Here is a 25,711-nt window from a genome sequence, read left to right as displayed (position 1 = left end):
AACTATTTTGTAACAGAACTTTAGAAAGATGCTCTAAAAGTAGCATTGGGCGTGATTCCTAGTGCTGAGTTCATAACCTCCTGAACATTCCCTTCATTAATAGTATAATAAGAACTGATAGTATTATTAATGTCGGAGAAATTCCAAACGGAAATACCAGCATGACAATCTACTTTTTGTGATAATTTAAAGTCATAGGTAGCAGATATATCAAATCGCATATATGCTGGTAATCTATCACTATTTGCTGGATTATAATTAATTTCATCATCCACTATTTCATTTGTAAAAACAGGTATTGTAGTTGGCAAACCTGAATGCCAATTAAGGCCTGATGATATTTTAAGATCTTTATACGTGTAAGCTACTCCAAAAGTTATGGAATGAGTTATATCAATATTATTAGGAAATTTATTTTCTTGAAAATCTGGAAAAGTGTAATTATTATCAACGAACGAGTAACCTAACCAAGAACTTAGATTGTGAAATCTTTTATTGACTAAAATATCTAAGCCAGTTACCGTATAATCGCCTGTTGCTTGAGTAAACTCGTATTGATTCTGAAATCCTTGACTTCTAGCTGTGATTCCTTCTACCAGCTTATAGTAAGCTTCTGAACTCACCAACCACCCTTTTTGGTTATAACTTACACCTAACGATGCCTGTTTACTAGTAACGACAGGAATGTCATCATCATTTGAAAGAATCCAACGTCTTTTTTCAATTCCTAAAAAATCATTCTGAAAATTAATAATCTGAGAAGTATTTTGATGTTTAAATTCTCCCAGAATCTCTAAATTGAAATAATCAAAAAATCTTTGATTATAGCTAATTCTAGGCTCAACAAAATGTTTCTTAAATTTTTCATTATATGTATACCTAACTCCTAGCATCAAAGAGTTTTTAAGTTCGGATCCCTGATATTCAGCTTGTGAAAAAACACTATGATTACGGATAACTCTGATTTGATTTCGCCTGAATACAGGATCATCTACATCATTTAGATTAGAAACACCTGTTTCTATAAATTGATATCCATTTTGCCATTTAATATTATTTCTAAACCTGTAATTGGCAATTATTTTAGCACCAGTTTCTGAGACTATATTCTCTTGTAAAAATCTTTGCTGGTTAGGAATGTTTACATTCACTGCTTCTAATTGATAATCCGTTTCATAAACTTGGAGGGTAGTATCAAAGTTCGGATTCCAATTTCTTTGATACCAAAGACCTCCTGCGAAACTATTCTGTATCAAACTACTTTGCCTAGAAATATCTACTTCATTAAGGACATCATTTTCTGTAAAAACTAACTCATTAGAAATTCCCAAAAAATTTAATCTAATTTTATCTTTCTTCGATATTTGCCAATTCCACCTCAGATTTACATCATAAAAATCAAATCCAATATCGGTTTCATTAACTCTACCTATCTCACTATCTTGCGAAATCCTTTCAAAATATTTTTCATAGGTAGGAGTTTCAATAAAATCGTTTAATGCTTTTCTGGCGGAGAGTTGTAGTGACGACTTTTTACCTATTGGAATATCCGTAAAAATATCAGCGTTGATAAGATTTAAACCTATTGTAGTTTTAAATTCTTTGTTGATTGTATCATCTGAATTGATTAAAATAGTTCCAGATACACCATCTTGCAATGTTGCTGCACTTCCATTTTTAATAACTGTCGCGTTATTGGTAATAGAAGGATTAAAAATTGAGATCAGTCCAAAAAAATGACCTGATTGATACATTTTAATTCCATCCCAAAGAATAAGATTTTGATCATTAGTTCCTCCTCTAATATTGATATTAGATACCGTTTCATCAGTGCTTTGAATTCCAGGTAAAGCCTGAATGGTCTGTAGCACATCTGTTTCTATCAAACCTGGCAGAATACCAAACTTATCGTAATCAATACGAAAAACACCTTGATCCGTTTTATCAATACCTTTAACCAAATAATTTTTTATTGTAATCTCACCTAATGTTTCGGTTTTAGGAATCAAAAATACCGTAGCGCATTCTTCATTTTTTTCAAGATTAAAAACTTTATTAATTGTCTGAAATCCTAGGTACTCGATTACAACTTCTTCTTCTTCGCTTCCAACTTCTAACCTAAAAAATCCATTTTGATCGGTAACAACTCCTAACTTTTCTGTTCTTACTGTAGCTCCAACCAAAGGTTCTTTAGTCATATAATCTTTTATATACCCACAGACGAATAAACTTTCCGTTCTTTTATTAATCACAATAAAATTGTCATTAATCGCCGTAAAAGTTAATCCGGTTTGTTGTTGCAAAGACGCTAATATTTCCTCTAACGAAAGGTTTTCTGGGGTATCATTGACATGGATATCCTTTATCGTATCGTCGGCATAAGTAAACTGGTAAGAAAACTGTGTTTCTAGTTTTTCTAAAACTTCTAATAAAGGTTTTTGATTGTTTTTTTGCTCATTTTGAGCATTTGCTGGAACCAAAAATAAAATACTGCATACTAATAAAAGTAATACAATACTACTCTTCTTTTTTACGTAAAGTGATGTTCTTGTTGGTATCAATAGTATAGTTCAAATCTAAAGGTAAAGTTATAGATTTTAAACCATCTTGCATATTATTATGAACAAAACCTCCAGTAAAAAAACGTTTTGTATCAATATTTTCAGCATTGACAGTAACATCATACTGCCTCTCAAACTCTTTAATTACCTCGTAGAATGGAACACTTTTAAAACTGCTAACATTGTTTAACCATTGGGGACGATTAAAATCAACAGTTTCAAAAGTTGTTATTCCATCTACAATACGCAAAGTACTCCCCGCTGGTAGGTTTCGGGAGTCTTTTGCATGTTTTACATTCACAAGACCTTCATAACAGATCACTTCAAAAAAGTTAGCTCTGTTTTTTACACTAAACTGGGTTCCCAGAACAGTAATCTTGCCTTTTTCCGTTACTACATCAAAAGCAGAACCTTTCTTTACTTTGAAAAAAGCTTCTCCTTTTAAATACACTTCTCTTTTATCTTTCCATTCATTTTTGTTAAAAACAATTTCCGATTTAGCATTCAGGACTACTTCAGAATTATCCGGAAGTTCTAGCGAATGCTTTTCACTGGCTAATGTGGAAAAAGTTTGATCATTGTTAAGAAAGAAAAAGTAAGAAACACCCAACACTATGGTAATTGTTGCTGCGATTTTAAACAACATTTTGTAATCAAAAGATTTTCTAGAAGTAGTATTCTCATTGTTTCCCTTACTAGAATACAATTCCTCTATATTAGCTTCTTTAGAAACATCAGGTGCTTTAAAATACTGTGCTCCTTCAATTATTTTGGAATGCATTGCGTAATCATCCATTTTTTTGAAGGTCTCCAGTTCAGCTTCCGTAAGTTCGTCCGCTAACCACTTTCGTACTAAATGTTCTTTATTTGTTTTCATATCTTCTTACATATAGATAACAACTAACTTTTAAAAACTCCTTTTTAAAAATCTATTTTTTTTTATTTAAACCCCTCTAATTCGCTTTTCAATTTGTTGTAAGCCGCATAAATCCTATTTTCTGCCGCCTTTCTAGTAATTCCCAACATCTCTGCAATCTCAGCGTGTTTTTTTCCTTCTACCTTATTTAATAAAAAAGCGGTTCGCTGATCTTCGGTTAATCTACTTAGAGCATTCTGATATCTTTTTAAGAATTGTTGCTGTTCTAAAATAAATTCTGGGGATTCATTAGTATAGTCTTTAGGTTTCACCTCTTGATGTTTTAGAACCACTTTCTGATGCTTTATTGCATTTAACATCATATTTTTTGCCACTTTAAACAAAAAGCCTCGAGCTTTTTCTGGAGTTACTTCCTTACAATGAGACAATAACTTAACAAACACTTCTTGCATAGTATCTTTAGGTCCTAAACTCTCACCATATCTATAATAAAGAAAATTATATATGTCTTGCTTATATTTCCTATAAATCATAGAAAACATCTTTTCATCACAGACATCTTCATTTAGTTTTTTTGGCATTTTTAAAGATGATTTGGAAGTAAAAGTAAAAAAAACAAAAAAAATAAAGGAGTTTTTAAAAGTTAGTTGTTCTAGAATATAAAGGGAGTAATTCTTTAAACCCAAACTAACATGAAAACACAAATCAGACTTTTATTACTTTCACTCACTACTTCTGTATTTTTTATCACTACATCCTGTAGAACAGAACTTAATGAAGAAATTGGTGCTCCACAGGAGCAAACATTAACTGCGAACTCTAAAATTGCAGACCTAATCCTAAAAACGGCAATGAATGACGGCTCTGGAGATAACATCCTGGACGGCTCTAGTTGTTTTGATATCTCATTACCAGTAACAGTAGTTGTTAACGGAACTGAATTGACACTGAATACTGAAGATGACTTTGAAGAAATTGAAGCAATTTTTGATCAATCTTCTGATGACATGGATACCTTAGAATTCATATTTCCTATCACTCTTATTGCTAGTGACTTTTCTGAAACTATTGTAGAAAATCAAGATCAGTTAGATGCACTAATAGAAGCTTGTGAAGAAGACCAAGAGGAAGATGATGATGATATCGAATGTATCGATTTTCAGTACCCCTTATCCGTATCCGTTTTTAATGAAAATAGTGAGGTATTGGAAACAATTACCTTTACTAATGATGAGGAATTACATGATTTCATTAAAGACCTAGATGAGGATGACATCGTAAATATTAGCTTTCCTATTACTGTGATTCTTTCTGATAACACAGAAATAACAATAAACAATCTAGACGAGTTAGAAGAAGCAATTGAAGAAGCTATTGATGACTGTGATGAAAATGATTTAGGAGAGGAAAGGTTTATTGACGTAATTACCAGTGAACTTTTAGAAGTTCAAAAATATAAGGATAACCAAAGTAATGAAACAAATAATTACCGTGATTACATTTTTGATTTTTCTGAAGATGGTACTGTACTAGTAACTTTAGAAGATAACGACGGAGATGACACAAACAATGTAACCACAGAAGGTACTTGGTCGGTGCGAACTAGAGTGGATGGAGGACTTAATACTACCTTAGATTTTGGTACGGAAGCTCCATTAAACAAACTCAATAACAGTTGGAACGTTAAAAAAATCCAGGAAAAAAGAATAATGCTTGATGAGCGCGAAGGCGAAGGAATTAGCAAAGACGAATTATTCTTTCAACAAATCTAAAAAAACTTAAACCCTAAAATAATTAATCCGATCATGAAAAACTCACTAAAAATTTTACTTAACTCAATATTACCTATAAGTTCTTTTGTAATACTTACACTAGCAGCAGCAAGTTGCGAAAATGAAAGTTTTACTTCTGCGGATACTAACCAGATCACAACAGGTGACAATATTAAAATGCTTACAGTATCCAATGATGGCGAAATACTTCCTTTTACGACTAATTTAATGGCTGGACAACATCATGTAGCAGGAACAATTTCTGTTACATCAGATGGGGTAAACGTATTTGTCACCTACAGTACTAACTGTGGAAATGATGATAATGAAGAAGAAACTGAGGAAGAAAGTATTACTAGCAACGTTTCTAAGAATAGTCAAGGTAGTTGGACATTAAAAGCAACTCATCTATATGTAGGGAACTGCGAAGACCTACCAACAACAAATAAAGGTAATCCAAAAATTGGAAAGTTCCCATACAAGACAGAACATGGAGAAGGTGTAAATGAGTTTACTTACACAATACCGTTATCAGACATTGGAGAATGTTTTTGTTTAGCGGCACATGCCGAAGTTGACTGTGGCGAGTGCGACGACAATGATGAGGACGATAATGATAATGATGATGAAGATACTATCATTAACAACGAATCAAAATCATCAGATTCTAACGACGACGATAACTATTGTGGAGAAGAAACTGCATGGGCAGAAGGAAACAATTTCCCAGGAAACAGCTGGGCAATGTATACCGAGTTTTGTATCGAGACTGACAATGGCGATGAATAAAAAACTATAACGTCCACAGCCTCTATACCATACTCTTAACTAATTAAAACCGTATTATAAATCCAATATCTATGTCTAAATTAAAATTAATAGAAAAGCATAAAATACTCATCTGTGGAGGTTTTATCATTGCTTATTGCATAGTATTAGTAATCATCTCATCTAAACTGGCTATATAATCAAGTTTTATAAGAGATGTATTAAAAAAAGTAAATATTGAATATACAGATTGTATTTTCAATTAAAAAGAAACCTCTACGAATAGAACATTTTTTTCATACGTAGGAACACATTAAATCTATTTTAGTAGAGGTTAATTATATCTTTATTTTGGTAAAAAAGGAGTTTTTCGAAAGAATACTCCTTTTTTTATAAACCTGATATATATCCAAATTTTCGCCAATTAAACACCCTAATTATAATGGATGTTTTAAAAAGCTAGCTCTACTAGTTTTTTAAAATATTACTTAAAGAAGGAATCTACAAATTCATATTTGTTAAATACCTGAAGATCTTCTATTCCTTCTCCTACTCCAATATATTTTACAGGGATTTGAAACTGATCACTAATACCGATTACTACACCACCTTTGGCGGTGCCATCTAATTTAGTAATCGCTAATGAAGTAACTTAGGTTGCAGCTGTAAACTGTTTTGCTTGTTCAAAAGCATTTTATCCTGTAAAACCAGCAATACATCACGAGTTTGTGTGTTAACGGAAATATCTTCTCAAAATAACAAAAAGGGATATTGTTACACAATAACCCTTCTATTCAATACAACTAACTAATTTTATTCCTAAAAAATCAATAATTAAATAATAAAGTAAGTTTAATTACATTTGAAATTATAATAAAACACAATATCTCTAATATCATTTATTGTGTAGATACCATCCTCTATTTTCGTAACAATATCTTTGCAATCAGCAAAAAAGGAAATGGATGTTTCTTTGAAGTTTTTAGAAAACTCTGATCCATAAGACATATCAATAACATCTTCATCTGTTTTAGAAATATAAAAATCCTCTATTTCTGTACGAGTAGTTTGCGGTATGCCATTGTCATTACCAAAGACTCCTGAATTTGTCCCGTTACTATACTTTATATCGTATCCTTTAGTAACAATTCGATAAAGCTTAATCTCTCCATCACTTACTAACTGCAAGGGTTTAAAGGTTTCAGTTCCTTTAATTTTTTTATAATAAAAATGATATCTTCCACTTCCAGGTTTGGTTAGTGTAATTTTAGTGAGATCTTCCCAATTATAAATGATCGGTTTATCTTTTTTAGTCTCCTTAAATTTTACTTTATCCTTACCCTTGAATTTTGCAAAACCAATTTGTTCCGAACCATCTTTAAAATAAAGTTTTGCTTCCGTCTTTTGTGCACTTACAATACTAATCCACAAAAAAAGTAGTAAGAACTGGAATAGTCTAAAAAAACTAACTCTTTTGGTCATGCAAAATTACTTAAAGAAAGAATCTACAAATTCATATTTATTAAATACTTGTAGATCTTCTATTCCTTCTCCTACTCCAATATATTTTACAGGGATCTGAAACTGATCACTAATACCGATCACTACACCACCCTTAGCAGTACCGTCTAGTTTAGTAACAGCCAATGAAGTAACTTCGGTTGCAGCGGTAAATTGTTTTGCCTGTTCAAAAGCATTTTGCCCTGTAGAACCATCTAAAACCAGTAATACGTCATGCGGCGCGTCTCCTACCACCTTTTGCATCACACGCTTTACTTTGGTTAGCTCGTTCATCAGGTTTATTTTATTATGCAATCGCCCTGCTGTATCAATAATAATAACATCTGCATCCTGATTTACTCCAGACTGCAATGTATCAAATGCAACAGACGCAGGATCACTCCCCATATCTTGCTTTACAATTGGAACATTTACTCGATCCGCCCATACCTGCAACTGATCGATGGCCGCAGCTCTAAAGGTATCAGCAGCACCTAAAACTACTTTTAATCCTTTTTTATTAAACTGATACGCAAGTTTACCAATGGTAGTGGTTTTTCCCACACCATTAACTCCTACCACCATTAACACATATGGCTTTTTAACTTCTGGGATTTCAAAATCCGATGCTTCTCCCGAATTAGTTTCGGAAAGTAAGCCTGCAATTTCTTCTCTAAGAATTTTATTTAATTCTTCTGTTCCTAAATATTTATCCTTAGCAACTCTGTTTTCAATTCTTTCGATTACTTTAATAGTCGTTTTTACACCAACATCACTAGTAACCAAAACTTCTTCCAAATTATCTAAGACATCATCATCTACTTTAGACTTCCCAGCTACAGCTTTACTTAATTTAGAAAAAAAACTAGTTTTAGATTTTTCTAACCCTTTATCTAGGGTTTCTTTTTTCTCTGAAGAGAATATTTTTTTAAACAAACTCATGTGTTGTATTCAGAATACTATAAATTTAAAAATATAACTATACCACAAACTTCTATAAATATAAAAAGAAAGAGCCATTCCAATAAAATTGAAACGGCTTCTTTTTAAAATATTTTCTTACAAATTACTTTTTCTTGAAAAAGTCATTTACTGCATCAGGTGCCATAATTGACTCTACAAAAGTATAAGCTCCTGTTTTTGGAGATTTAACCATCTTAATAGCTTTGGTTAATCTCTTAGATCCTGTCTGTAACGATGCTACTGATTTCTTTGCCATGTTATTATTTTATTTCTTTATGAACAGTCATTCTCTTAAGAATTGGATTAAATTTCTTTATTTCCATTCTATCAGGAGTGTTCTTTTTATTTTTTGTTGTAATATACCTTGAAGTACCTGGCTGACCAGAAGCTTTATGCTCTGTACATTCTAAGATTACCTGAACTCTATTACCTTTCTTTGCCATTGTAATATTTTTTTAAAAGCTGATTTATTTTGTTAAGAAACCTTTAGCTCTTGCTTCTTTTAAAACAGCAGCAATACCGTTCTTATTTATATTTTTCAAAGCTGAAGTAGACACTTTAAGTGTTACCCATCTATCTTCTTCAGGAATATAAAAACGCTTTTTAATTAAATTCGCGTTGAATTTACGTTTTGTTTTATTCATAGCGTGAGAAACATTATTTCCCACCATTGCTTTTTTACCTGTAAGCTCGCAAACTCTTGACATCTCTTCGTAATTTTGGTATTATTTCAAAACAGGGTGCAAATTAACGAATTATTTACCGAACCACCAATAATACTATTATGTTTTTTTTCTCTTTTTTTAAATTTCATTCTCATCGCTCCGTAAACTCTTAAAAAGAGCTCAAATTTAATACTATTTTTAGAGTTCATCACCTTTTAATTTGTATCACCTTCAATACTCAAAATTAAAAACGGGGGTTTTTACGTATATAGTAAATCGCCTATAGCTATTACTTTTACACCAGTTAGTTTTCATAACTGTAACTAACTACTTGATATGGGGTAATTGAGTAGTAAACAAGCGGATCTTAGGATCCGCTTTTTTTTTGTTTCATGATTAGAAATACAAAACACAATCAATTAAAAATAAGTTTTTATCATCTTGTATTGTATCTTTAGTCATTAATATGATTTAAATCATCATGCACGACTCACTAAAAGATAGACTGCTACAAAAACACATAGTCAACGGAGTTGGAGTATTTTACTACTACAATAACTTTATGGTATCAGAAATTGATCAAGGCGCTAAAATTGAATTAGATATTGTTTTAAAGATATCTGATGAATTCACAAAAAAATATTACTCATTCGATAATCCTTTTGTCTATATCGCTAATAGAATACATTCATACTCTCTGCAGCCCACAGTTCATTTTGAAGCTAAAAAACATCTACCATATGTAAAAGGATATGCGGTAGTAACCTACGACGCTATTAACACAAAAATTGCAACTCTAGAACAATCCTTTCTTGAGGTGCCCACTAAAGTTTTTGACAATTTAAAAGATGCGGTACATTGGAGCGATCAACTTATAGCTAAAAGATAATTTTTCCCCAGCATCTTCTTATTTAGTAAATCTACATCAAGAGCTATTCAAAATTATTAATTCTTTAAATAAATTGTATATTTATTAACAATAAAGTATCTTTCTTGTGTAATTGGAAACTACACCCTAGAACATGACTTACGATTTTAACAGAAAGCTTATTCATAAGCATGAACTTGATATTGGTATATTTTATTTTTATAAAAACCATATCATTTCAGAAATAAAAGAAGGAGTAACACTAACTTTTGAAAATTGTTCAGCTCTATTTGATCTATTACAATCCTATTACGGAACTACGATTCCTTTTGTATACATATCTAATAGAAAGAATTCTTTTTCCTTTGTGCCTACTGGTCATTTTAAATCTTCCAAACTCTTTCCTAATTTTATTGGGTACGGTGTCGTAACATATAATTCCATCAACACCAAAATAGCAACATTAGAGCAATCTTTCCTTGATAATGAGACAGCCATCTTTGACAACCTAAATGATGCATTGCAATGGAAAGAAACACTCATCCAACCATTAATTGATAGTAATTAAGCAATACTAAAGTATTTTCTTTTGCTATATGTAGGCAAGAATACCATCTGATCATCCTCCTTAAAGTTATCACAATGTAAAACAACTATAAGGTTTGAAATCCTTAAAGGCATCACAAAATACTGACTAACAAGTAATTAAATACAAGATCTTTCGACAGATGTATGACTAACAAGAAAATAAAGTCATGAGAACTCAATCCAAAGATCTTTTAATAGAAAAATTCAACCACACATTAGGAACATATTACTTCTATGAAGAATACATCATTGCAGAAATTAACGAAGGGGTTACTATTACCCTAAGTAAGCTTCAGGATTTAATGCCAATTATACAAAAGCATTATGGTGATGGGAAACCGTTTACCTATATATCTAACAGAATTCATTCGCACTCTATTATTCCTACTGATTATTTAGATTGCCCGTTTACCTACATGGAAAATTTTAGAGGATATGGTGTAGTAATCTACAATGAGGTGAATGAAATATCTACAGAAATCGAGAAGCATTTTGCAAAAAAACCTTTTTACAATTTCCGAAATCTAGAGGATGCAATACTCTGGAGTAAAAAAGAAGTTTTGAATAGATAACTCTAATCTAATTCCTTCAACATTAATTCCAAAGCCTTATTTACAGCTTTGCCAATCGTTCGTTCTCTTAGATTACTGAATACAAATTTTTCTGAAAAAGTTTTATCTGGCGTAGAAATAGCAATAAAAACAGTACCAACTTCGACATCACCATCTCCTTTGGCAGGACCAGCATTTCCGGTTGTGGCAATACTATAATCGGCTTTAAATTTATTTTTAACACCTATTGCCATTGCTTCAGCCACTTGATTACTAGTAACTGTATACTTATCGATTAAGGTCTCACTAACTCCCAAAATATCAGATTTCGAATGTGTAGCGTACGTTACGGCTGCGCCTTTAAAAAAAGCTGAAGCACCAGCACCAGCTGTTAACGATTGAGCAATTCTACCACCCGTACAACTTTCTGCTACCGCAAGGTATTTACCTTTTGCAACCAATTTTTCACCAATCAGACTTTCAATAGAATCTTCACTTTCATACCCTACAATAATATCACCGATTAACTTATGTAAGCTCTTAATATTCTCTTCTATAGCATTTGACAATACTTGTTCATCAACCCCACGAGCAGAAAGACGCAGTCGTACTCTACCTAGATTAGGAAGGTATGCTAACTTTATAAAAGAAGGTAAATCATCCTCCCATTGCTCTATCTTTTTTGCTATAGCACTTTCACCCATACCATAAGTAAGGACTGTTTTATGCAGAATAAAAGGTCTATCGAATTTCTCCTGAAGTTTAGGCAACACATGATCCTTCATAAGATTTTTCATCTCAAAAGGAACTCCTGGCATGGATACAAATACTGTATCATCCTTTTCCAACCACATTCCTGGCGCCGTTCCATAACTATTCATCAGTACAGTTGAAGTACTCGGAACAAGTGCTTGCATTCTATTAATATCAGTTACCGGAGTATTTATATACTTAGCAAAAAGCTCTTCAATATGAAGAAGCACTTTATCATCTTGAACTAGCTTATCACCAAAGTATTCGCAAATAGTATGTTTTGTGATATCATCTTTGGTAGGCCCTAAACCACCTGTAATTAAAACAACATCTACTCTATTTTTAGCAGCTTCAAAAGCATTAAGAATATGTTGCTTATCATCTTGAATTGAAGTAATTTGATAAACATCTATTCCAATTTTATTTAATTCTTTACCAATAAAAGCTGAATTGGAATCTATTACTTGGCCTATGAGGATTTCATCGCCAATAGTTATTATTTCTGCAAGCATAGTTATTGAAAATCAGCTTTCAGATCATTAATCGCATTATTCACCGTAGTAACGATATGATTTAAAATAGTCTCAATTTCAGATTTTTCCATACCAGACTTAGACCAAGCCTCTACCTGTTTTATTTCTTTTAGAAGATCAATCCCGAATAATTGAAGGTTAGGTTTCATCTTATGTGCAAATTGATATGCAGTTTTCGGATCATTATCTTTAACTGCTTGTCCCATACCTTCCAAATCTGGTGGTATTTCCTCTAAAAATGTTTGCACTAATACTGTTATAAATTCATCATCTCCACCAGATAACTCATTTACACTTTCTAAGCTGTAACCTTTGCTCATGTATTTAAATCTTATTGATTATAATTATCGTGTTTTCTTAAAATCAGTTAATCATATATAGCTTTGTTGCCCTTTAAAATCAACTCGTGTTCTTGTAAAGATAATATCTCCATTCTTTAAAGTAAAATATTTCATTGATTATTCTGAAATCAAATCACAAACCATAAAGAATCATTTACCCTTTACACCCAAATAATATACTTTTTCTAGATATGAAAAACAACATTTTACCCTAAACTAAAACAATCTTTATAATTAGTTAAAACAATTTGTTAGCCATAACTAACTTTATATATTTGCTAAATCTAATAAAAATCGTATTAATCAAAAAAATGAAACCCTTTTTATTTCTTTTAATCCTACTAAAAACCTCATTAATCCTAAGTCAAACAGGAAGCTTAAAAGGAGTAGTTGTTAATGACAAAACTCCTATTCCATATGCTACAATTGAAATATCTGGTTCTTCATTTAATACCGTAGTTTATTCTGATGAGAATGGTCTTTTCGAAATAAAACAAATACCTTTTGGAAATTATTCTATAACCACTAGCTTACTTGGTTTCCAAACGTCGTCAGAAACTATTACTATAGATTCCAATAGTCAATCCAAAACAATTTCACTTATCGAGGATCGATTAAATCTTGATCAAGTCGTAGTAAGCGCTACTAGGAATCGAGTTAATAAACAGAAAGCTCCTGTAGTTGTGAATGTATTGAGTCCAAAACTTCTAGAAGCCACTCAATCTATATCTATATCAGAAGGATTAAATTTCTCTCCAGGAGTACGTGTAGAAAACAATTGTCAAAACTGTGGTTTTACTCAAGTAAGACTAAATGGTTTAGATGGTAGCTACACACAAGTACTTATTAACAGTAGAGCGGTATTTAGCGCATTAAATAGTGTTTATGGACTAGAACAAATACCAACCAATATTGTCGATCGTATTGAAGTAATTAGAAGTGGAGGATCCGCATTATATGGCTCAAATGCCATTGCTGGAACTATTAATATCATCACCAAAGATCCTATACTGAACACTTGGGAAGTTGGAACCTATTTAGGACTAATAAACGGTGATACTCCAGATCGTGCTCTAAATTTTAACTCTTCTCTAGTAAGTGATGATTTAATGTCTGGGATTACGGTTTTCGGACTCTATAGAGATCGAGAAGAATTTGATGCAAATGGAGATGGTTTTACAGAATTAACCACGCTTCAAAACACCACATTTGGCCTAAAAACTTTTCTAAAAACAAATGAAAGAAGTAAGATTTCACTGGATCTAACAACCATCCAAGAATATCGACGTGGTGGTGATCGGCTTGATCTTGCGCCTCATTTTACAGATATCACAGAAGAACTAGATCACAATACATTTATTGGCGGTATTACTTATGAGGTACAAAACAAAAAAGAAACAAACAACTTTTCTATTTACAGCTCTGGTCAATACACAGAAAGAGACAGTTACTATGGCGGATTAGGAGGCTCTAGAACAAGGCAGGACAGTATTCTTGCATTGAACTCGTATGGAACAACAAAAGATATTGCCTTACTTACCGGTGTTCAGTTTACTCAAAATTTGAAAAACAATGATATTATTACAGCAGGTGTAGAATACAACATAAGCGATACTGAAGATATCATTACCGGATATAACCGATTGATCGATCAACAGGTTCATACGATAGGTTCTTACGCTCAATACGAATGGAAGCCTAACGACAAGTTAACCGCTTTGATCGGCACAAGATTAGATCATGTAGATGTGGATGGTAATTATAATATCGGTGGAATTAATCGAAATGTATCTATTGATAGAACTGTGCTTAGCCCTCGTATAACCATATCTTATAGCATCCTTAATTCTTTAAAATTTAGAGGCGGTTATGCTCGCGGATTTAGAGCACCTCAGGCTTTTAATGAGGACCTACACATTTCATCTGTTGGAGGAGAACCACAGTTCGTGATACTATCAGAGGATTTGGATACAGAATTTTCAAATGCTTTTACTGCTTCTTTAAACTACTCTAAAAATTTCAATAAAATCCAAACGGACTTTCTACTAGAAGGGTTCTTTACAGATCTTAGAGACCCCTTTACACTAGTAAGTACTGGTGCTGTATTAGAAAACGGATCTATACTAGAAGAAGTAAGAAATGGGACTGGAGCAAAAGTATTTGGAACAAATTTTGAAATAGGGATATCTCCATCAAAAAAATGGCAATTTCAATTCGGAGGAACCATTCAGAAGTCAGCATATGATGAAGATCAAATTCTTTTTGAAACAGATGGTTCTGTTACAGGAGAAACAGATGTAGCGGTAGATGAATTTGTAAGAAACCCTAACTCATATGGTTATCTTAACGCTTCTTGGATTCCGAGCAAAAAATTTAACATGGATATTACTGGAACGTATACCGGGAAAATGACTGTACCTAGAGTTGTTAGTGAATCTGGATTTTTAAACTTGGTTGATACAGATTCATTTTTAGATATGAACTTAAAAGCTGAGTATCATACTGATGTTTCTGAAAATTTTCAGTTGACTTTTAGTGGAGGAGTAAAAAATATATTCAACAGCTATCAAGATGATTTTGACATCGGACCATTAAGGGATTCAGATTATATCTACGGCCCAGGAAACCCTAGAACATTTTTTATCGGAATTAAATTTGGAAAACTTCACTAATTATGAGACTTAGCATCGTACTTACTTTTTTATTTATGATCCTAATGAACTATGAAACAATAGCTCAAGAAAAAGAGACAATTAATTGGATTACCTTTGAACAACTAGATGATTCTTTAAATACAAGACCTAAAAAAGTGCTTATCAACTTCTATACGGATTGGTGTTCATACTGCAAAAAAATGGATAGAGTTTCATTTACAAAGCCTGAAATAATTCAGAAAATAAATGAAGAATATTATGCCGTAAAAATGAATGCAGAAAGTACAGACACTATTGCATTTGACGGAGCTACATTTACAAATAAAAACAATCTAACACAGAGAAATGCCATTCATGAAATTCCTACTCTTTTGGCTTCTAGAAAAAATACTACTTTTTCCTTACCTGCTATTATATTTTTAGATGAAACGTTTAAGATACGAAAGCGATATTTTGAGTATCTAAGTCCCAAAAAATTACAAGCTGCATTGTAACTTACAAATAATCCTGAAATTACTTCACTTTTATCGAAAACATTTCTTGATCCTCGATAAAACCGGTTAAATTATCATTGGTTTTCACGGATCCTACTCCTGCTGGAGTACCTGTAAAAATGATATCTCCAATCTTCAAAGTAAAAAATTGAGATACATATGCTATCAACTCATCAATTTTCCAAAGCATTAATTTAGTATTACCATCTTGAACAATTGTATCATTTTTCTCTAGACGGAAATTAATATTGTCTACATCAGAAAAATTTTCTTTAGATACCCATTGCCCAATAACTGCTGCCCCATCAAAAGCTTTTGCTTTTTCCCAAGGCAATCCTTTCGCCTTTAGTTGACTCTGCAAATCTCTGGCAGTAAAATCAATTCCCAGACTTATTTCATCATAATATTTATGCGCAAACTTCTTGTCGATATACTTTCCTAACTTCTTAATCTTTACAAGGACTTCTACTTCATGATGAATATCATTTGAGAAATCTGGAATAAAAAAAGGTTGTTTTTTTAAAAGAATAGAGGTGTCTGGTTTCAAAAAAACTACAGGATCTGTTGGTTTTTCATTTTCCAACTCCTCAATATGGTCTGTATAATTACGACCTATACAAATAAGCTTCATAAATTGATTTGGTTATTATAATTTAAGACTATTATTTAGTTTACGTAGTCGTACAGCGGTAAGCACTTTCTTTGTATACAATGGAAAATCAGCATTTTGCAACCATCCAAAATAACCAGGCTCATCTTCCATTACTTTTTCTACCAATTTACCTTTGTGCTTTCCAAAAGAGAATATTTCTCTTCCTTCTTTGTCATATGCGATAAAACCTGCAAAATCTGCAAATTGTTTTCTAGCACTGAATTCTGCTAAAAACTTTGTATCATTTTCTAATTCGGGATACCTATCTAATTGTGCTTTTAAAACCTCATAAGTAGCATTCGTATCAGCTTCAGCAGAGTGTGCATCCTTTAACTCCTTATCACAGTAAAACTTATAAGCTGCTTCTAAAGTTCGTTTTTCCATTTTATGAAAAATAGTTTGCACATCGACGGCAACAGTATTTTTCATATCAAAATCTACATCTGCTCGTAGTAACTCTTCTGCCAACAAAGGAATATCAAAACGATTAGAGTTAAAACCTCCTAGATCACAACCTTTTATCATATCACTAACCTTACTCGCTAACTGTTTAAAGGTAGGTTCATTAGCTACTTTCTCATCTGTAATCCCATGAACTTCTGTAGTTTCAGGAGGAATTGGCATTTCAGGATTCACTAACCAAGTTTTACTCTCCTTATTACCATTAGGAAAAACTTTGAGGATAGAAATTTCGACAATTCGATCTTTAGATATGTTTATACCGGTCGTTTCCAGATCAAAAAAACAGATCGGTTTCTTTAATTTAAGCTCCATAAATTGATTGTGTACTTCAAAGATAATAGGTATAAATTATAATCTATAGCAGTCTTGTTTTTTTAACATTTATTATTGCATTAGACGACCTTTACAAAAACATTATCCGCAAATTTACGTGTTACCGTTTCTATTGTATCATTAAACTGAATACGAATAGATTTATCGAATTCTCGTACTTCAAGAACTTTTATTTCGCTACTTAGCGCTAATCCAATTTCTGAAACAAATCGCAAGAAATTTACCGAACCATCATTTACAGCCACAAGCTTGCAAACATCTCCTTCTACTAATGATGATAAGGTTATTTTTGGAATAACCTTATACTCCCCTTTTGCATTAGGAATTAATTCTCCATGAGGATCTTTCTCTGGGAAATCCATAAAACGATCGAGCTCGTCAATTAGCTTGTATGATTTTATATGCTCTAATTGCTCAGCTACTTCATGTACCTCATCCCAACTAAAATTAAGATAATTATACAAAAAGGTTTCCCATAGTCTATGCTTTCGTATTAATCTCACTGCGATTGCGCGCCCTTCATCAGTAAGCTCTAGTTTTCCATATTTTTCACTAACAACATAATTCTTAGTTTTTAACTTTTTGATCATATTATTAGTAGAAGCAGGTGAAACCTTAAGATATTCTGCTAATTGATTATTACCTACCTTTTCTGAATTATCTTCTATTAACAACTGAAAAAGAGCTTTTAAGTAATCCTCTTCGCTTTTTGTTAAATTATTCAAATTTGCTTTGTTAGTCATGACTAACTTTTTTAGTTTTGCGTATATAATTAAACAAAAATACTAAACCTAATACAATTAAAGGGGCTACTAGCCCATTCCTTTTCTTGATAGGAAAGTTTTTTCTTTTTAAACTTAGTATTTATTAGCTATCAAATGTCTTGCATTGATAACAACTCAAAATTAGAAAAATGACAAAACATATTGCAGTTCTTCTTATCCTAATATTCACTGCTTTTTCTTGTAAAAAAGAGAATAAAAAAAACAATTCAACACTACAAGTAGTGACTACAACAACCATGATTACGGATCTAGTAAAAAATATTGGAAAAGATGTAATCTCTGTAGAAGGACTTATGGGATCTGGAGTAGATCCTCACTTGTATAAAGCGAGCGAAGGTGATGTAAATAAATTAGTTAATGCTGATGCTATATTTTACAATGGTTTACATCTTGAAGGAAAACTAGTAGAGGTATTTGAAAAAATGGGTAATCAAAACACCAAAACTATTGCCTTAGGAGAAGTTTTAGATAAAAACACTTTGATAGGATCCGATTATTTTGCGTCCAACTATGATCCGCATATTTGGTTTAGTATAGATCACTGGAAACAAGTTACTTCTTTTGCTATTCAAAAATTGAAAGAATTAGATCCAAAAAACTCTGAAACTTTTGAGACTAACGGAAAGGCTTATTTAAAACAACTAGATCAATTAGCTAAGAATATCAAAAACACCGTTGATTCTTTACCAGAAGAAAAAAGGATTCTGGTTACAGCACATGATGCTTTTAGTTATTTCGGAAAAGAGTATAAATTTAATGTAGTAGGATTACAAGGCTTATCTACAGCTACAGAAGCAGGAGTTCAGGATGTCCAAAGATTAGCAAATTTTATCATTGAGAATAAAGTGAAAGCTATTTTTGTTGAAAGCTCTGTTCCTAAGAGAACTATTGAAGCATTACAAGCAGCGGTAACATCCAAAGATCATGAAGTATCTATTGGCGGAACCTTATACTCCGATGCCTTAGGAACAGCCGGCACGAAAGAAGGAACCTATATAGGAATGTTTGAACACAATGTAAATACCATTGTAAATGCCTTGAAATAATGGAAGAAAAAATTGCCGTACAAATAGATGACCTAACAGTAGCCTATAATTATAAACCTGTTTTATGGGATATAGACTTGGCAATACCTGAAGGAGTTCTTATGGCTATTGTAGGCCCCAACGGTGCAGGAAAATCCACATTAATAAAATCTGTTTTAGATATTATAAAACCTATTGCAGGAAGTGTGAAAATATACGACAAACCCTATCAAAAACAACGATCCTTAGTTGCATATGTCCCACAAAAAGGAAGTGTTGATTGGGATTTTCCCACAACAGCTTTAGATGTAGTAATGATGGGCACCTATGGAAGTTTAGGATGGATAAAAAGACCTGGGCAGAAACAAAAAAAAGCAGCTCTAGAAGCACTGGAAAAAGTAGGAATGTTAGCTTTTAAAAGCAGACAAATTAGCCAACTTTCTGGAGGACAACAACAACGCATATTTTTAGCCAGAGCACTTGTTCAAAATGCCTCTATTTATTTTATGGATGAACCTTTTCAAGGGGTTGACGCCACAACAGAAAAAGCAATTATAAACATCCTTAAAGAACTAAGAAAAGCAGGAAAAACAGTAATTGTAGTTCATCACGATTTACAAACCGTTCCAGAATATTTTGACTGGGTGACCTTCTTAAATGTAAAGAAAATAGCTACTGGACCTGTCAAAGATATTTTTAATGACGATAACCTCACTAAAACCTACGGAATTAATTACAAGGTTAGCGTACAGCAGTAACACCTAATTTGTTTGAAGCAATGAGTACATAAAATGGATATTTTAGAATATATAGAACTTGTTTTTACAGATTACACCTTAAGAACAATTACTTTAGGTACTGCTGTTTTAGGAGCAATTTGTGGTATGCTTGGAAGTTTTGCAGTGCTGCGAAAACAAAGCTTATTAGGAGATGCCATTTCACATGCTGCTTTACCAGGTATAGCTTTAGCATTCTTAATTATAGGAACTAAAAATAGTAATGCATTTTTGATAGGCGCCTTAATCAGTGGATTAATTGGTAGTTTTTGGATTCGAGGTATTGTCAAAAAAACACATCTAAAATCCGACACTGCCTTGGGATTAATTCTTTCTCTCTTTTTCGGTTTTGGAATGCTCTTACTTACTTTTATACAAAAGTTACCAAATGCTAATCAAGCAGGATTAGAAAACTATCTTTTTGGTCAAGCTGCTACATTGTTAGCAAATGATGTATGGATAATGTCTTTAATTACAGGGATTTGTCTTGTTGTTTTATTACTTTTCTGGAAAGAACTTAAATTATCTCTTTTTGATCCAGATTATACCAAAACATTAGGTTTTGATATTAAATTTCTGGATATTTTAATTACCACCTTTATTGTAATTGCAATTGTTTTAGGATTACAAACCGTAGGTGTAGTGCTCATGAGCGCAATGATTCTAGCTCCAGCCGCTGCCGCCAGACAATGGACCAATAGCCTCTCGATTATGGTAATTCTTGCCGCCATTTTTGGAGCCTCATCAGGTGTAATCGGGACAGCAATAAGCGCTAGTCATAATAACTTATCCACAGGACCTGTAATAGTGCTTGTAGCAGCAGTATTTGTATTAGTTTCATTTATATTTTCTCCTGGAAGAGGTCTTTTATTTAGAGAAATCCGATTTAGAAAAAACAGAAATGATCTGGAATTACACAAAACCTTATCTTTCATGTATAATATCGCAAAAGACCATGAAGACATATCACATCCTCATGCGATTAAAATATTGAATAACTTTCAGGGATTTACTAAAAGATCATTACAAAAACTTGAGAACAAAAACCTTGTGAAAATTGAAGGAAATATGTGGTCTCTAACAACCTCTGGGTATGAAACTGCCGCTAATCTTTATAACCAAATAACACCAATGAGCGATGAGTAGCGCCCAGATCGAAATACAGTTAATTGCTTGTTTGGTTGCTATTGCCTGTGCAATTCCTGGAACATTTTTAGTTTTACGTAAAATGGCATTGATTACAGATGCAATAAGCCATTCTATATTACCTGGTATTGTTATCGGTTTTTTTATCACTCACGATTTATCTTCTCCTTTACTAATATTTTTGGCTGCATTAAGTGGCGTTCTCACAGTAGTTTTAGTGGAATTTATTCAAAAGACAGGTTTAGTTAAAGAAGATACAGCCATTGGCTTAGTTTTTCCGGCATTATTTAGTATCGGAGTGATCATGATAGCACAAAATGCAAACGACGTGCATTTAGATATAGATGCTGTTCTTTTGGGTGAACTTGCCTTTGCCCCTTTTGATAGACTAATTATTCAGGGAATGGATATGGGACCTAAATCTCTCTGGATTATTGGCACCATCCTCTTCAGCACTGTCCTCTTACTTTTTGCTTTTTTCAAAGAATTAAAAGTGAGCACATTTGATGCTGGACTAGCTGCAGCCCTTGGATTATCTCCTGTGGTCATGCATTATGGATTAATGACTGTAGCATCCATAACTACAGTTGGAGCTTTTGATGCTGTCGGAGCGATTTTGGTAATAGCGTTTATGATTGCTCCTGCCGCAACAGCATACCTACTTACAAATGACTTAAAAAAAATGATATTGCTAGCCTGTATTTTTGGTATAACCGCAGCAATTTCTGGGTATTGGTTAGCACATGGTTTAGATGCTTCTATTTCTGGTTCTATGACTACTATACTTGGTATCTTATTTTTAATGGTTTACCTATTCGCTCCAAATCGAGGATATTTCTCTGTTCTATATAGACAACGACAACAACGAATTGAAGTCTCTTTACTAACTTTTCTACTACATCTAGGAAACCATATTGACGATGAAAACGAAAGACATGTAAAACACCTTAATGATCATATAAATTGGCAAAAAGTAAGATCAAAATCAGTTTTAGATTTAGCGCTAAAAAACAATATGATTACGATTAAAAATGACATTGTTTCCTTAACGGAAAAAGGCCAACATTTTACGAAAGAGGCTATTGATTATATCATAACCAATAAGAATTCGGAGATCGAAAAAATGAAAGATCGATTTTTCTTATTTAGAGGTTAAAGAATTAATTTTTAAGAATAAGAAAACCAACACTTTTTTGAATGCGTTTGAAACTCTAAACCTTCAAGGTAATTACCTCAGTAAATAATTGATCATGCTGCAATTCAATGATTCTATACCCAAATGAATTATTATGAATTTTTACAATATCAGGATCTTTTTCTACCTGATAAGATACTGCTGGTGTGATATATTGACGAACATTCTTGTAGAAACGATCATCTTCCATATGATAGTGACCAGAAAAGATAAAAACCTCATTAGGAATTTGATTCAATACCGATAGAATGTTTTCTCTTCCTTCGAGAAAAAATTTTTTATCCGTAAATGTAGGAACAGATAGAATAGGATGATGAACAAATAATAAGATCTTTTTTGAGGTAATTGATTCTTTTCGAAACCGATCTAGCTGTTCCTCATCTACTATTTCTTTACTCGAATCTAAGAATATGCATTTAAAGAAATCTGTTTCTATACTATAAAAAGGAGTATCAATCCCAACAACTTGTTGTTCTTTCCAAAAAGGAAGTATCGTAGAAAAGCTATCATGATTTCCTAATGACAGGAACCAATCATATGATTTTAACGATTTAAAAAACCAAGATAGAGAATCCCTTTCTCCTATGTCTCCACCTATGATAATTTGTGTAATGCCTCTTTTGGATATATCCTCAAGAATTTTCTCCCAGTTTTTTCTGGCATCTACACCTTTGGTCTTTGGAAACTCTTCATCTAGGTGCAAATCTGTTATATAGGCAAACTTTTTAATCACACTTAACACTCAGCACTTTGCCCTCTTTTTTTGCTTTTTGATCCATAGCAGCACCTATTGCTAAACCAATAGACATTCCGATTGGCATACCGAAGCTCATTCCAAAAACCAAACCGTTTGATTTATCAGATCCAAAAACGAGTCCAAAAACCATCCCCAAACTCATTCCTAATGACATTCCTATACTCATACAAATCGTCATATAATGTTCACTGGAAATCAATGAGAGTTGTTCTTTAACATATTTGATAAACTCAGAAAGTTTCTTTTTAAAATATTGTTTTCTTTCTTCTCTTTTAACTTCAACAACTATATCTTCTAGGGCATTGTGTATGCCATTTAATTGTTCATCAGAAAGATCTCTAGATGCTAATTGCAACAATACATTTACAAACTTCTTATATATTTTCACTTCAGATGTATCTTCTGTTTCAGTTATAAGATTCTTAAAAAACCTCACTGCTTCATTAATATCCATACTATAAAAATTTAGCGTTAAAAACTACTTTCTAAATAATTAGTGCATTTTATAGCGCTTTTGTTACACATTACTCATTAAATAACATAACAACACCTATCTATTCTGGAAAATAATTATCTTATCTGCATATGATATAGAAAAACAACCCTAAGCCGAACAGTCGCAATCATCAATTAAAACAAGACTCCATTTATCATCTGCCGTAATAAAATACATAGTTTTGATAATGTTTTTGTGTTTTAAAATATCTACCTTAATTTTTTCACTTTCATGATATTTTTCAGGAATATCAATTTGTCCAGCAGTATCTTTTTCCATATCGTAAAAGTAAGGGAATTCATCTATTTTACTGTAATACACTCCATCTGCGTCTTTACTATCATCACAAAAACCATCTTTAGGCGATTGATTTTTAAATAATGTAAGAGGATCTATCGGAAGAAATACAGGTATATAAGATTCAAAGCTATCCAATACGCAGGTTGAACCTGGATTAAAAAGTCGATATACACCTATTTCTTTTTTCACAAACTGACTTACTTTAAGTGATTTATCTTTAATAAGAATATTTATATCCTTGTTAAAAAAAGAGATCTCTAAAAAGTATTTTAAAAAAGGCTGAAAATTGTGTACAGAAGCTTTTTGTTTTATCGAGGTTTGCGAACCGAAAACCCATCCTTTTTTACCGTTAAAATCTATATAATACCAAAAATCTCTCCTACCTCTGATTACTTGTGCATCTGATTTTTGTAGAACCACACAAACATCTCCTTCATTTAGTTTCATGACAACTTTGCCTGTTTTAGGCTTCTCACGAACCCAGATATCTTTGCCTTCTATAAGCAACGTCTCTTGCCCCAAAAGTATATTAGCACTGAGTATAAGTGTTAATACCAGAAACATGGGTTGATTTACTTTCCTCAGAATGCCGTTTCTCATCACGATTATTATCTCTACTATTAGGAAAACAAATTTGAACAAAATCCAATTGTAGCACCACACCGTTTTCAGTGAAATAAAAAAAACCACACTTCTTTTCAGTATGGTTTTTTAGGAATAATCAACTCTTTAATTGAACCAAAATAATTTCTACAATAACAATAAGTTTAATTTTTAATAAATCTTACTGTTTCTTCTTTTGCATTAGATTTTATTTTCGCAAAATACAGCCCTTTTGGAATAGAACTTACATTAACACCTTCCGAAACTAAATAAGACGTATTCAATATTCTTTTTCCTTGCACATCATATATTTCAATCTTTTGATTTTTGGAATACAAGTTATCTACATACAAATTATCTTTTACTGGATTTGGATATATCTGCACAGAGTTTTGAACTGAAAAATCACTTATGCTTAGAGTTTGATCCTGAAAAGTAACAATTCTTTGATTTCCTAAAGTCCCATAAAATGTATCATCTAAATTAACGATCCCTAACATAGCGGCTGGATAACCTGATAAAACTGTAGTAAAATTAGAAATAGGAAGCACTGCATCTTTTAAATTCAATCTTATAAGCAAATGACCTCCTGCAGCTTCTACAGAAGCATACATAAAATCATCAACCACATGCATCTTCTGAATTGTCCCGCCAGAAAAACCAGTATCCACTACTAATTCCTGACTCAAATTAGAGGCGGATAAATCTATTTTGTATATAGCATTTCTCACTCCAGAACCATCTGTATCACTAGCATAATATAACTCGTTATTATAAAACGTTAGATCCCCCATATTACTGGTTGCATCTGTGTAAATAGAAGTATAACTAGTTGGTCCCACGTTTAAGTCGATAGTATGAAGAGATCCATTGGTGGCTTTGTATAGTATATTATTATTTAATGTTAAGCCATCCGAAATACCAGTAGCAGAAAACGCTTCCGATACCATTGGTATTGATGCATCAAGATCTATTTTTCTGACTTCGGAAAAACTACCAGCATAAATATCATTATTCTGTTCATCATATATCATTTTCCACGGACCTTGTGCTACTGTCCAACCAGTAGCTACTGTTTCTGGAACAGGATCGCTATCGGTAAGATCTATTCTAGAAACCTCTCCTGTATTAAATTCTCCTACATATAATATATTATCTACCAACACTATCGATATTGGAAAATCACCATCGTACACATCTGTATATACCGTTTGGGCTTTTAATATGTTTACTATGAGAATAAATGTAAATAAAATAGTACGTTTCATTATTTATCGTTTTTTGATGTTTTAT

28 protein-coding genes and 1 pseudogene are annotated in these 25,711 nt (G+C 32.4%); 11 read left to right on the top strand and 18 right to left on the bottom strand.

Annotated elements, in window-relative coordinates:
* Positions 1-20: 20 nt before the first annotated feature.
* The 3 genes from ACWNT5_RS09100 to ACWNT5_RS09090 form a co-directional block, all read right to left on the bottom strand.
* Positions 21-2,561 (bottom strand): carboxypeptidase-like regulatory domain-containing protein, encoded by a 2,541-nt coding sequence (locus tag ACWNT5_RS09100; protein WP_456517152.1) that lies wholly within the window; start codon positions 2,559-2,561, stop codon positions 21-23.
* Entirely contained in the window at positions 2,518-3,438 is a 921-nt protein-coding gene (locus ACWNT5_RS09095; protein ID WP_456517151.1) for a FecR family protein, read from the bottom strand. The genes ACWNT5_RS09100 and ACWNT5_RS09095 overlap by 44 nt, the downstream gene beginning before the upstream one ends.
* Before the next feature lie 62 nt (positions 3,439-3,500).
* The gene (locus ACWNT5_RS09090; protein ID WP_456517150.1) at positions 3,501-4,019 is read right to left on the bottom strand and encodes an RNA polymerase sigma factor; all 519 of its coding nucleotides are present in this window, start codon (positions 4,017-4,019) and stop codon (positions 3,501-3,503) included.
* 111 nt (positions 4,020-4,130) lie between these two features.
* Between ACWNT5_RS09090 and ACWNT5_RS09085 the strand changes: the two genes are divergently transcribed.
* Positions 4,131-5,210 carry a hypothetical protein gene (locus ACWNT5_RS09085; RefSeq protein ID WP_299606757.1) on the top strand — a complete coding sequence of 360 codons (1,080 nt, stop codon included), beginning with the start codon at positions 4,131-4,133 and terminating at the stop codon, positions 5,208-5,210.
* Between the two features lie 33 nt (positions 5,211-5,243).
* Entirely contained in the window at positions 5,244-5,999 is a 756-nt protein-coding gene (locus ACWNT5_RS09080; RefSeq protein ID WP_299606755.1) for a hypothetical protein, read from the top strand.
* A gap of 463 nt (positions 6,000-6,462) precedes the next feature.
* On the opposite strand, the pseudogene ACWNT5_RS09075 reads toward ACWNT5_RS09080, so the two are convergent.
* The 6 genes and pseudogenes from ACWNT5_RS09075 to rpmB form a co-directional block, all read right to left on the bottom strand.
* Positions 6,463-6,672 (bottom strand): annotated as a pseudogene (locus ACWNT5_RS09075) (signal recognition particle-docking protein FtsY); the annotation flags it as partial.
* Positions 6,673-6,830: 158 nt separating this feature from the next.
* A complete protein-coding gene (locus ACWNT5_RS09070) occupies positions 6,831-7,460 on the bottom strand; it encodes a hypothetical protein (protein WP_299606753.1) in 630 nt (209 codons plus the stop codon).
* 6 nt (positions 7,461-7,466) lie between these two features.
* Positions 7,467-8,420 (bottom strand): signal recognition particle-docking protein FtsY, encoded by a 954-nt coding sequence (gene ftsY, locus ACWNT5_RS09065; RefSeq protein ID WP_299606751.1) that lies wholly within the window; start codon positions 8,418-8,420, stop codon positions 7,467-7,469.
* Between the two features lie 124 nt (positions 8,421-8,544).
* Positions 8,545-8,697: a DUF4295 domain-containing protein gene (locus tag ACWNT5_RS09060; protein WP_219007908.1), complete on the bottom strand. Its 153-nt coding sequence runs from the start codon at positions 8,695-8,697 to the stop codon at positions 8,545-8,547.
* A 4-nt stretch (positions 8,698-8,701) separates the two neighbouring features.
* Entirely contained in the window at positions 8,702-8,884 is a 183-nt protein-coding gene (rpmG, locus tag ACWNT5_RS09055; protein WP_069675060.1) for a 50S ribosomal protein L33, read from the bottom strand.
* Between the two features lie 24 nt (positions 8,885-8,908).
* Positions 8,909-9,148: a 50S ribosomal protein L28 gene (rpmB, locus tag ACWNT5_RS09050; RefSeq protein WP_149623903.1), complete on the bottom strand. Its 240-nt coding sequence runs from the start codon at positions 9,146-9,148 to the stop codon at positions 8,909-8,911.
* Between the two features lie 439 nt (positions 9,149-9,587).
* Between rpmB and ACWNT5_RS09045 the strand changes: the two genes are divergently transcribed.
* The 3 genes from ACWNT5_RS09045 (at position 9,588) to ACWNT5_RS09035 (ending at position 11,134) form a co-directional block, all read left to right on the top strand.
* On the top strand, positions 9,588-9,995 hold the full coding sequence (locus ACWNT5_RS09045) for a hypothetical protein (protein ID WP_456517149.1): 408 nt from the start codon (positions 9,588-9,590) through the stop codon (positions 9,993-9,995).
* Positions 9,996-10,128: 133 nt separating this feature from the next.
* Positions 10,129-10,542 carry a hypothetical protein gene (locus tag ACWNT5_RS09040; RefSeq protein WP_299606738.1) on the top strand — a complete coding sequence of 138 codons (414 nt, stop codon included), beginning with the start codon at positions 10,129-10,131 and terminating at the stop codon, positions 10,540-10,542.
* 187 nt (positions 10,543-10,729) lie between these two features.
* A complete protein-coding gene (locus tag ACWNT5_RS09035) occupies positions 10,730-11,134 on the top strand; it encodes a hypothetical protein (RefSeq protein ID WP_456517148.1) in 405 nt (134 codons plus the stop codon).
* A gap of 2 nt (positions 11,135-11,136) precedes the next feature.
* Here the strand turns inward: ACWNT5_RS09035 and ACWNT5_RS09030 are convergent, their stop codons facing one another.
* Together ACWNT5_RS09030 and ACWNT5_RS09025 are read right to left on the bottom strand one after the other, a co-directional pair.
* Complete coding sequence (locus tag ACWNT5_RS09030) at positions 11,137-12,378, bottom strand: CinA family nicotinamide mononucleotide deamidase-related protein (protein WP_456517147.1); 1,242 nt, start codon at positions 12,376-12,378, stop codon at positions 11,137-11,139.
* 2 nt (positions 12,379-12,380) lie between these two features.
* On the bottom strand, positions 12,381-12,719 hold the full coding sequence (locus ACWNT5_RS09025) for an Hpt domain-containing protein (protein WP_299606732.1): 339 nt from the start codon (positions 12,717-12,719) through the stop codon (positions 12,381-12,383).
* A 332-nt stretch (positions 12,720-13,051) separates the two neighbouring features.
* Here ACWNT5_RS09025 and ACWNT5_RS09020 point away from each other — a divergent pair, with 332 nt between their 5' ends.
* Both ACWNT5_RS09020 and ACWNT5_RS09015 read left to right on the top strand, forming a co-directional pair.
* On the top strand, positions 13,052-15,412 hold the full coding sequence (locus ACWNT5_RS09020) for a TonB-dependent receptor (RefSeq protein ID WP_456517146.1): 2,361 nt from the start codon (positions 13,052-13,054) through the stop codon (positions 15,410-15,412).
* Between the two features lie 2 nt (positions 15,413-15,414).
* Positions 15,415-15,888: a thioredoxin family protein gene (locus ACWNT5_RS09015; protein ID WP_299606727.1), complete on the top strand. Its 474-nt coding sequence runs from the start codon at positions 15,415-15,417 to the stop codon at positions 15,886-15,888.
* A 19-nt stretch (positions 15,889-15,907) separates the two neighbouring features.
* On the opposite strand, the gene ACWNT5_RS09010 is transcribed toward ACWNT5_RS09015, so the two are convergent.
* From ACWNT5_RS09010 to ACWNT5_RS09000, 3 genes are all read right to left on the bottom strand, one after another.
* Complete coding sequence (locus ACWNT5_RS09010; RefSeq protein WP_299606725.1) at positions 15,908-16,519, bottom strand: fumarylacetoacetate hydrolase family protein; 612 nt, start codon at positions 16,517-16,519, stop codon at positions 15,908-15,910.
* A 15-nt stretch (positions 16,520-16,534) separates the two neighbouring features.
* On the bottom strand, positions 16,535-17,314 hold the full coding sequence (locus ACWNT5_RS09005) for a 3'-5' exonuclease (protein ID WP_299606722.1): 780 nt from the start codon (positions 17,312-17,314) through the stop codon (positions 16,535-16,537).
* 80 nt (positions 17,315-17,394) lie between these two features.
* Positions 17,395-18,078, bottom strand: a complete 684-nt coding sequence (locus ACWNT5_RS09000; RefSeq protein WP_456517145.1) for a metal-dependent transcriptional regulator — start codon at positions 18,076-18,078, stop codon at positions 17,395-17,397.
* A gap of 170 nt (positions 18,079-18,248) precedes the next feature.
* On the opposite strand from ACWNT5_RS09000, the gene ACWNT5_RS08995 reads away from it, so the two are divergent.
* From ACWNT5_RS08995 to ACWNT5_RS08980, 4 genes are read left to right on the top strand one after another with little or no spacing between them, the layout of a single operon-like run.
* On the top strand, positions 18,249-19,166 hold the full coding sequence (locus ACWNT5_RS08995; RefSeq protein WP_456517144.1) for a metal ABC transporter solute-binding protein, Zn/Mn family: 918 nt from the start codon (positions 18,249-18,251) through the stop codon (positions 19,164-19,166).
* Positions 19,166-19,903: a metal ABC transporter ATP-binding protein gene (locus tag ACWNT5_RS08990; protein ID WP_299606714.1), complete on the top strand. Its 738-nt coding sequence runs from the start codon at positions 19,166-19,168 to the stop codon at positions 19,901-19,903. The genes ACWNT5_RS08995 and ACWNT5_RS08990 overlap by 1 nt, the downstream gene beginning before the upstream one ends.
* A gap of 33 nt (positions 19,904-19,936) precedes the next feature.
* Positions 19,937-21,067 (top strand): iron chelate uptake ABC transporter family permease subunit, encoded by a 1,131-nt coding sequence (locus ACWNT5_RS08985; RefSeq protein ID WP_456517143.1) that lies wholly within the window; start codon positions 19,937-19,939, stop codon positions 21,065-21,067.
* Complete coding sequence (locus tag ACWNT5_RS08980) at positions 21,060-22,223, top strand: metal ABC transporter permease (protein WP_299606709.1); 1,164 nt, start codon at positions 21,060-21,062, stop codon at positions 22,221-22,223. Before ACWNT5_RS08985 ends, ACWNT5_RS08980 begins: the two co-directional genes overlap by 8 nt.
* A gap of 55 nt (positions 22,224-22,278) precedes the next feature.
* Here ACWNT5_RS08980 and ACWNT5_RS08975 read toward each other — a convergent pair whose 3' ends face one another.
* From ACWNT5_RS08975 to ACWNT5_RS08960, 4 genes are all read right to left on the bottom strand, one after another.
* Positions 22,279-22,995, bottom strand: coding sequence for a metallophosphoesterase family protein (locus tag ACWNT5_RS08975; protein ID WP_456517142.1), 717 nt, complete (start codon positions 22,993-22,995; stop codon positions 22,279-22,281).
* A complete protein-coding gene (locus ACWNT5_RS08970; RefSeq protein ID WP_456517141.1) occupies positions 22,988-23,473 on the bottom strand; it encodes a hypothetical protein in 486 nt (161 codons plus the stop codon). Before ACWNT5_RS08970 ends, ACWNT5_RS08975 begins: the two co-directional genes overlap by 8 nt.
* Positions 23,474-23,623: 150 nt before the next feature.
* A complete protein-coding gene (locus tag ACWNT5_RS08965; RefSeq protein ID WP_456517140.1) occupies positions 23,624-24,415 on the bottom strand; it encodes an SH3 domain-containing protein in 792 nt (263 codons plus the stop codon).
* Positions 24,416-24,582: 167 nt separating this feature from the next.
* Entirely contained in the window at positions 24,583-25,686 is a 1,104-nt protein-coding gene (locus ACWNT5_RS08960) for a T9SS type A sorting domain-containing protein (protein ID WP_456517139.1), read from the bottom strand.
* Between the last annotated feature and the right edge of the window lie 25 nt (positions 25,687-25,711).

The organism is Aquimarina sp. 433 (genome assembly GCF_054054605.1).
Note: the sequence above shows the minus strand (reverse complement) of the source record. Positions and strands in the feature narration are given on the sequence as shown.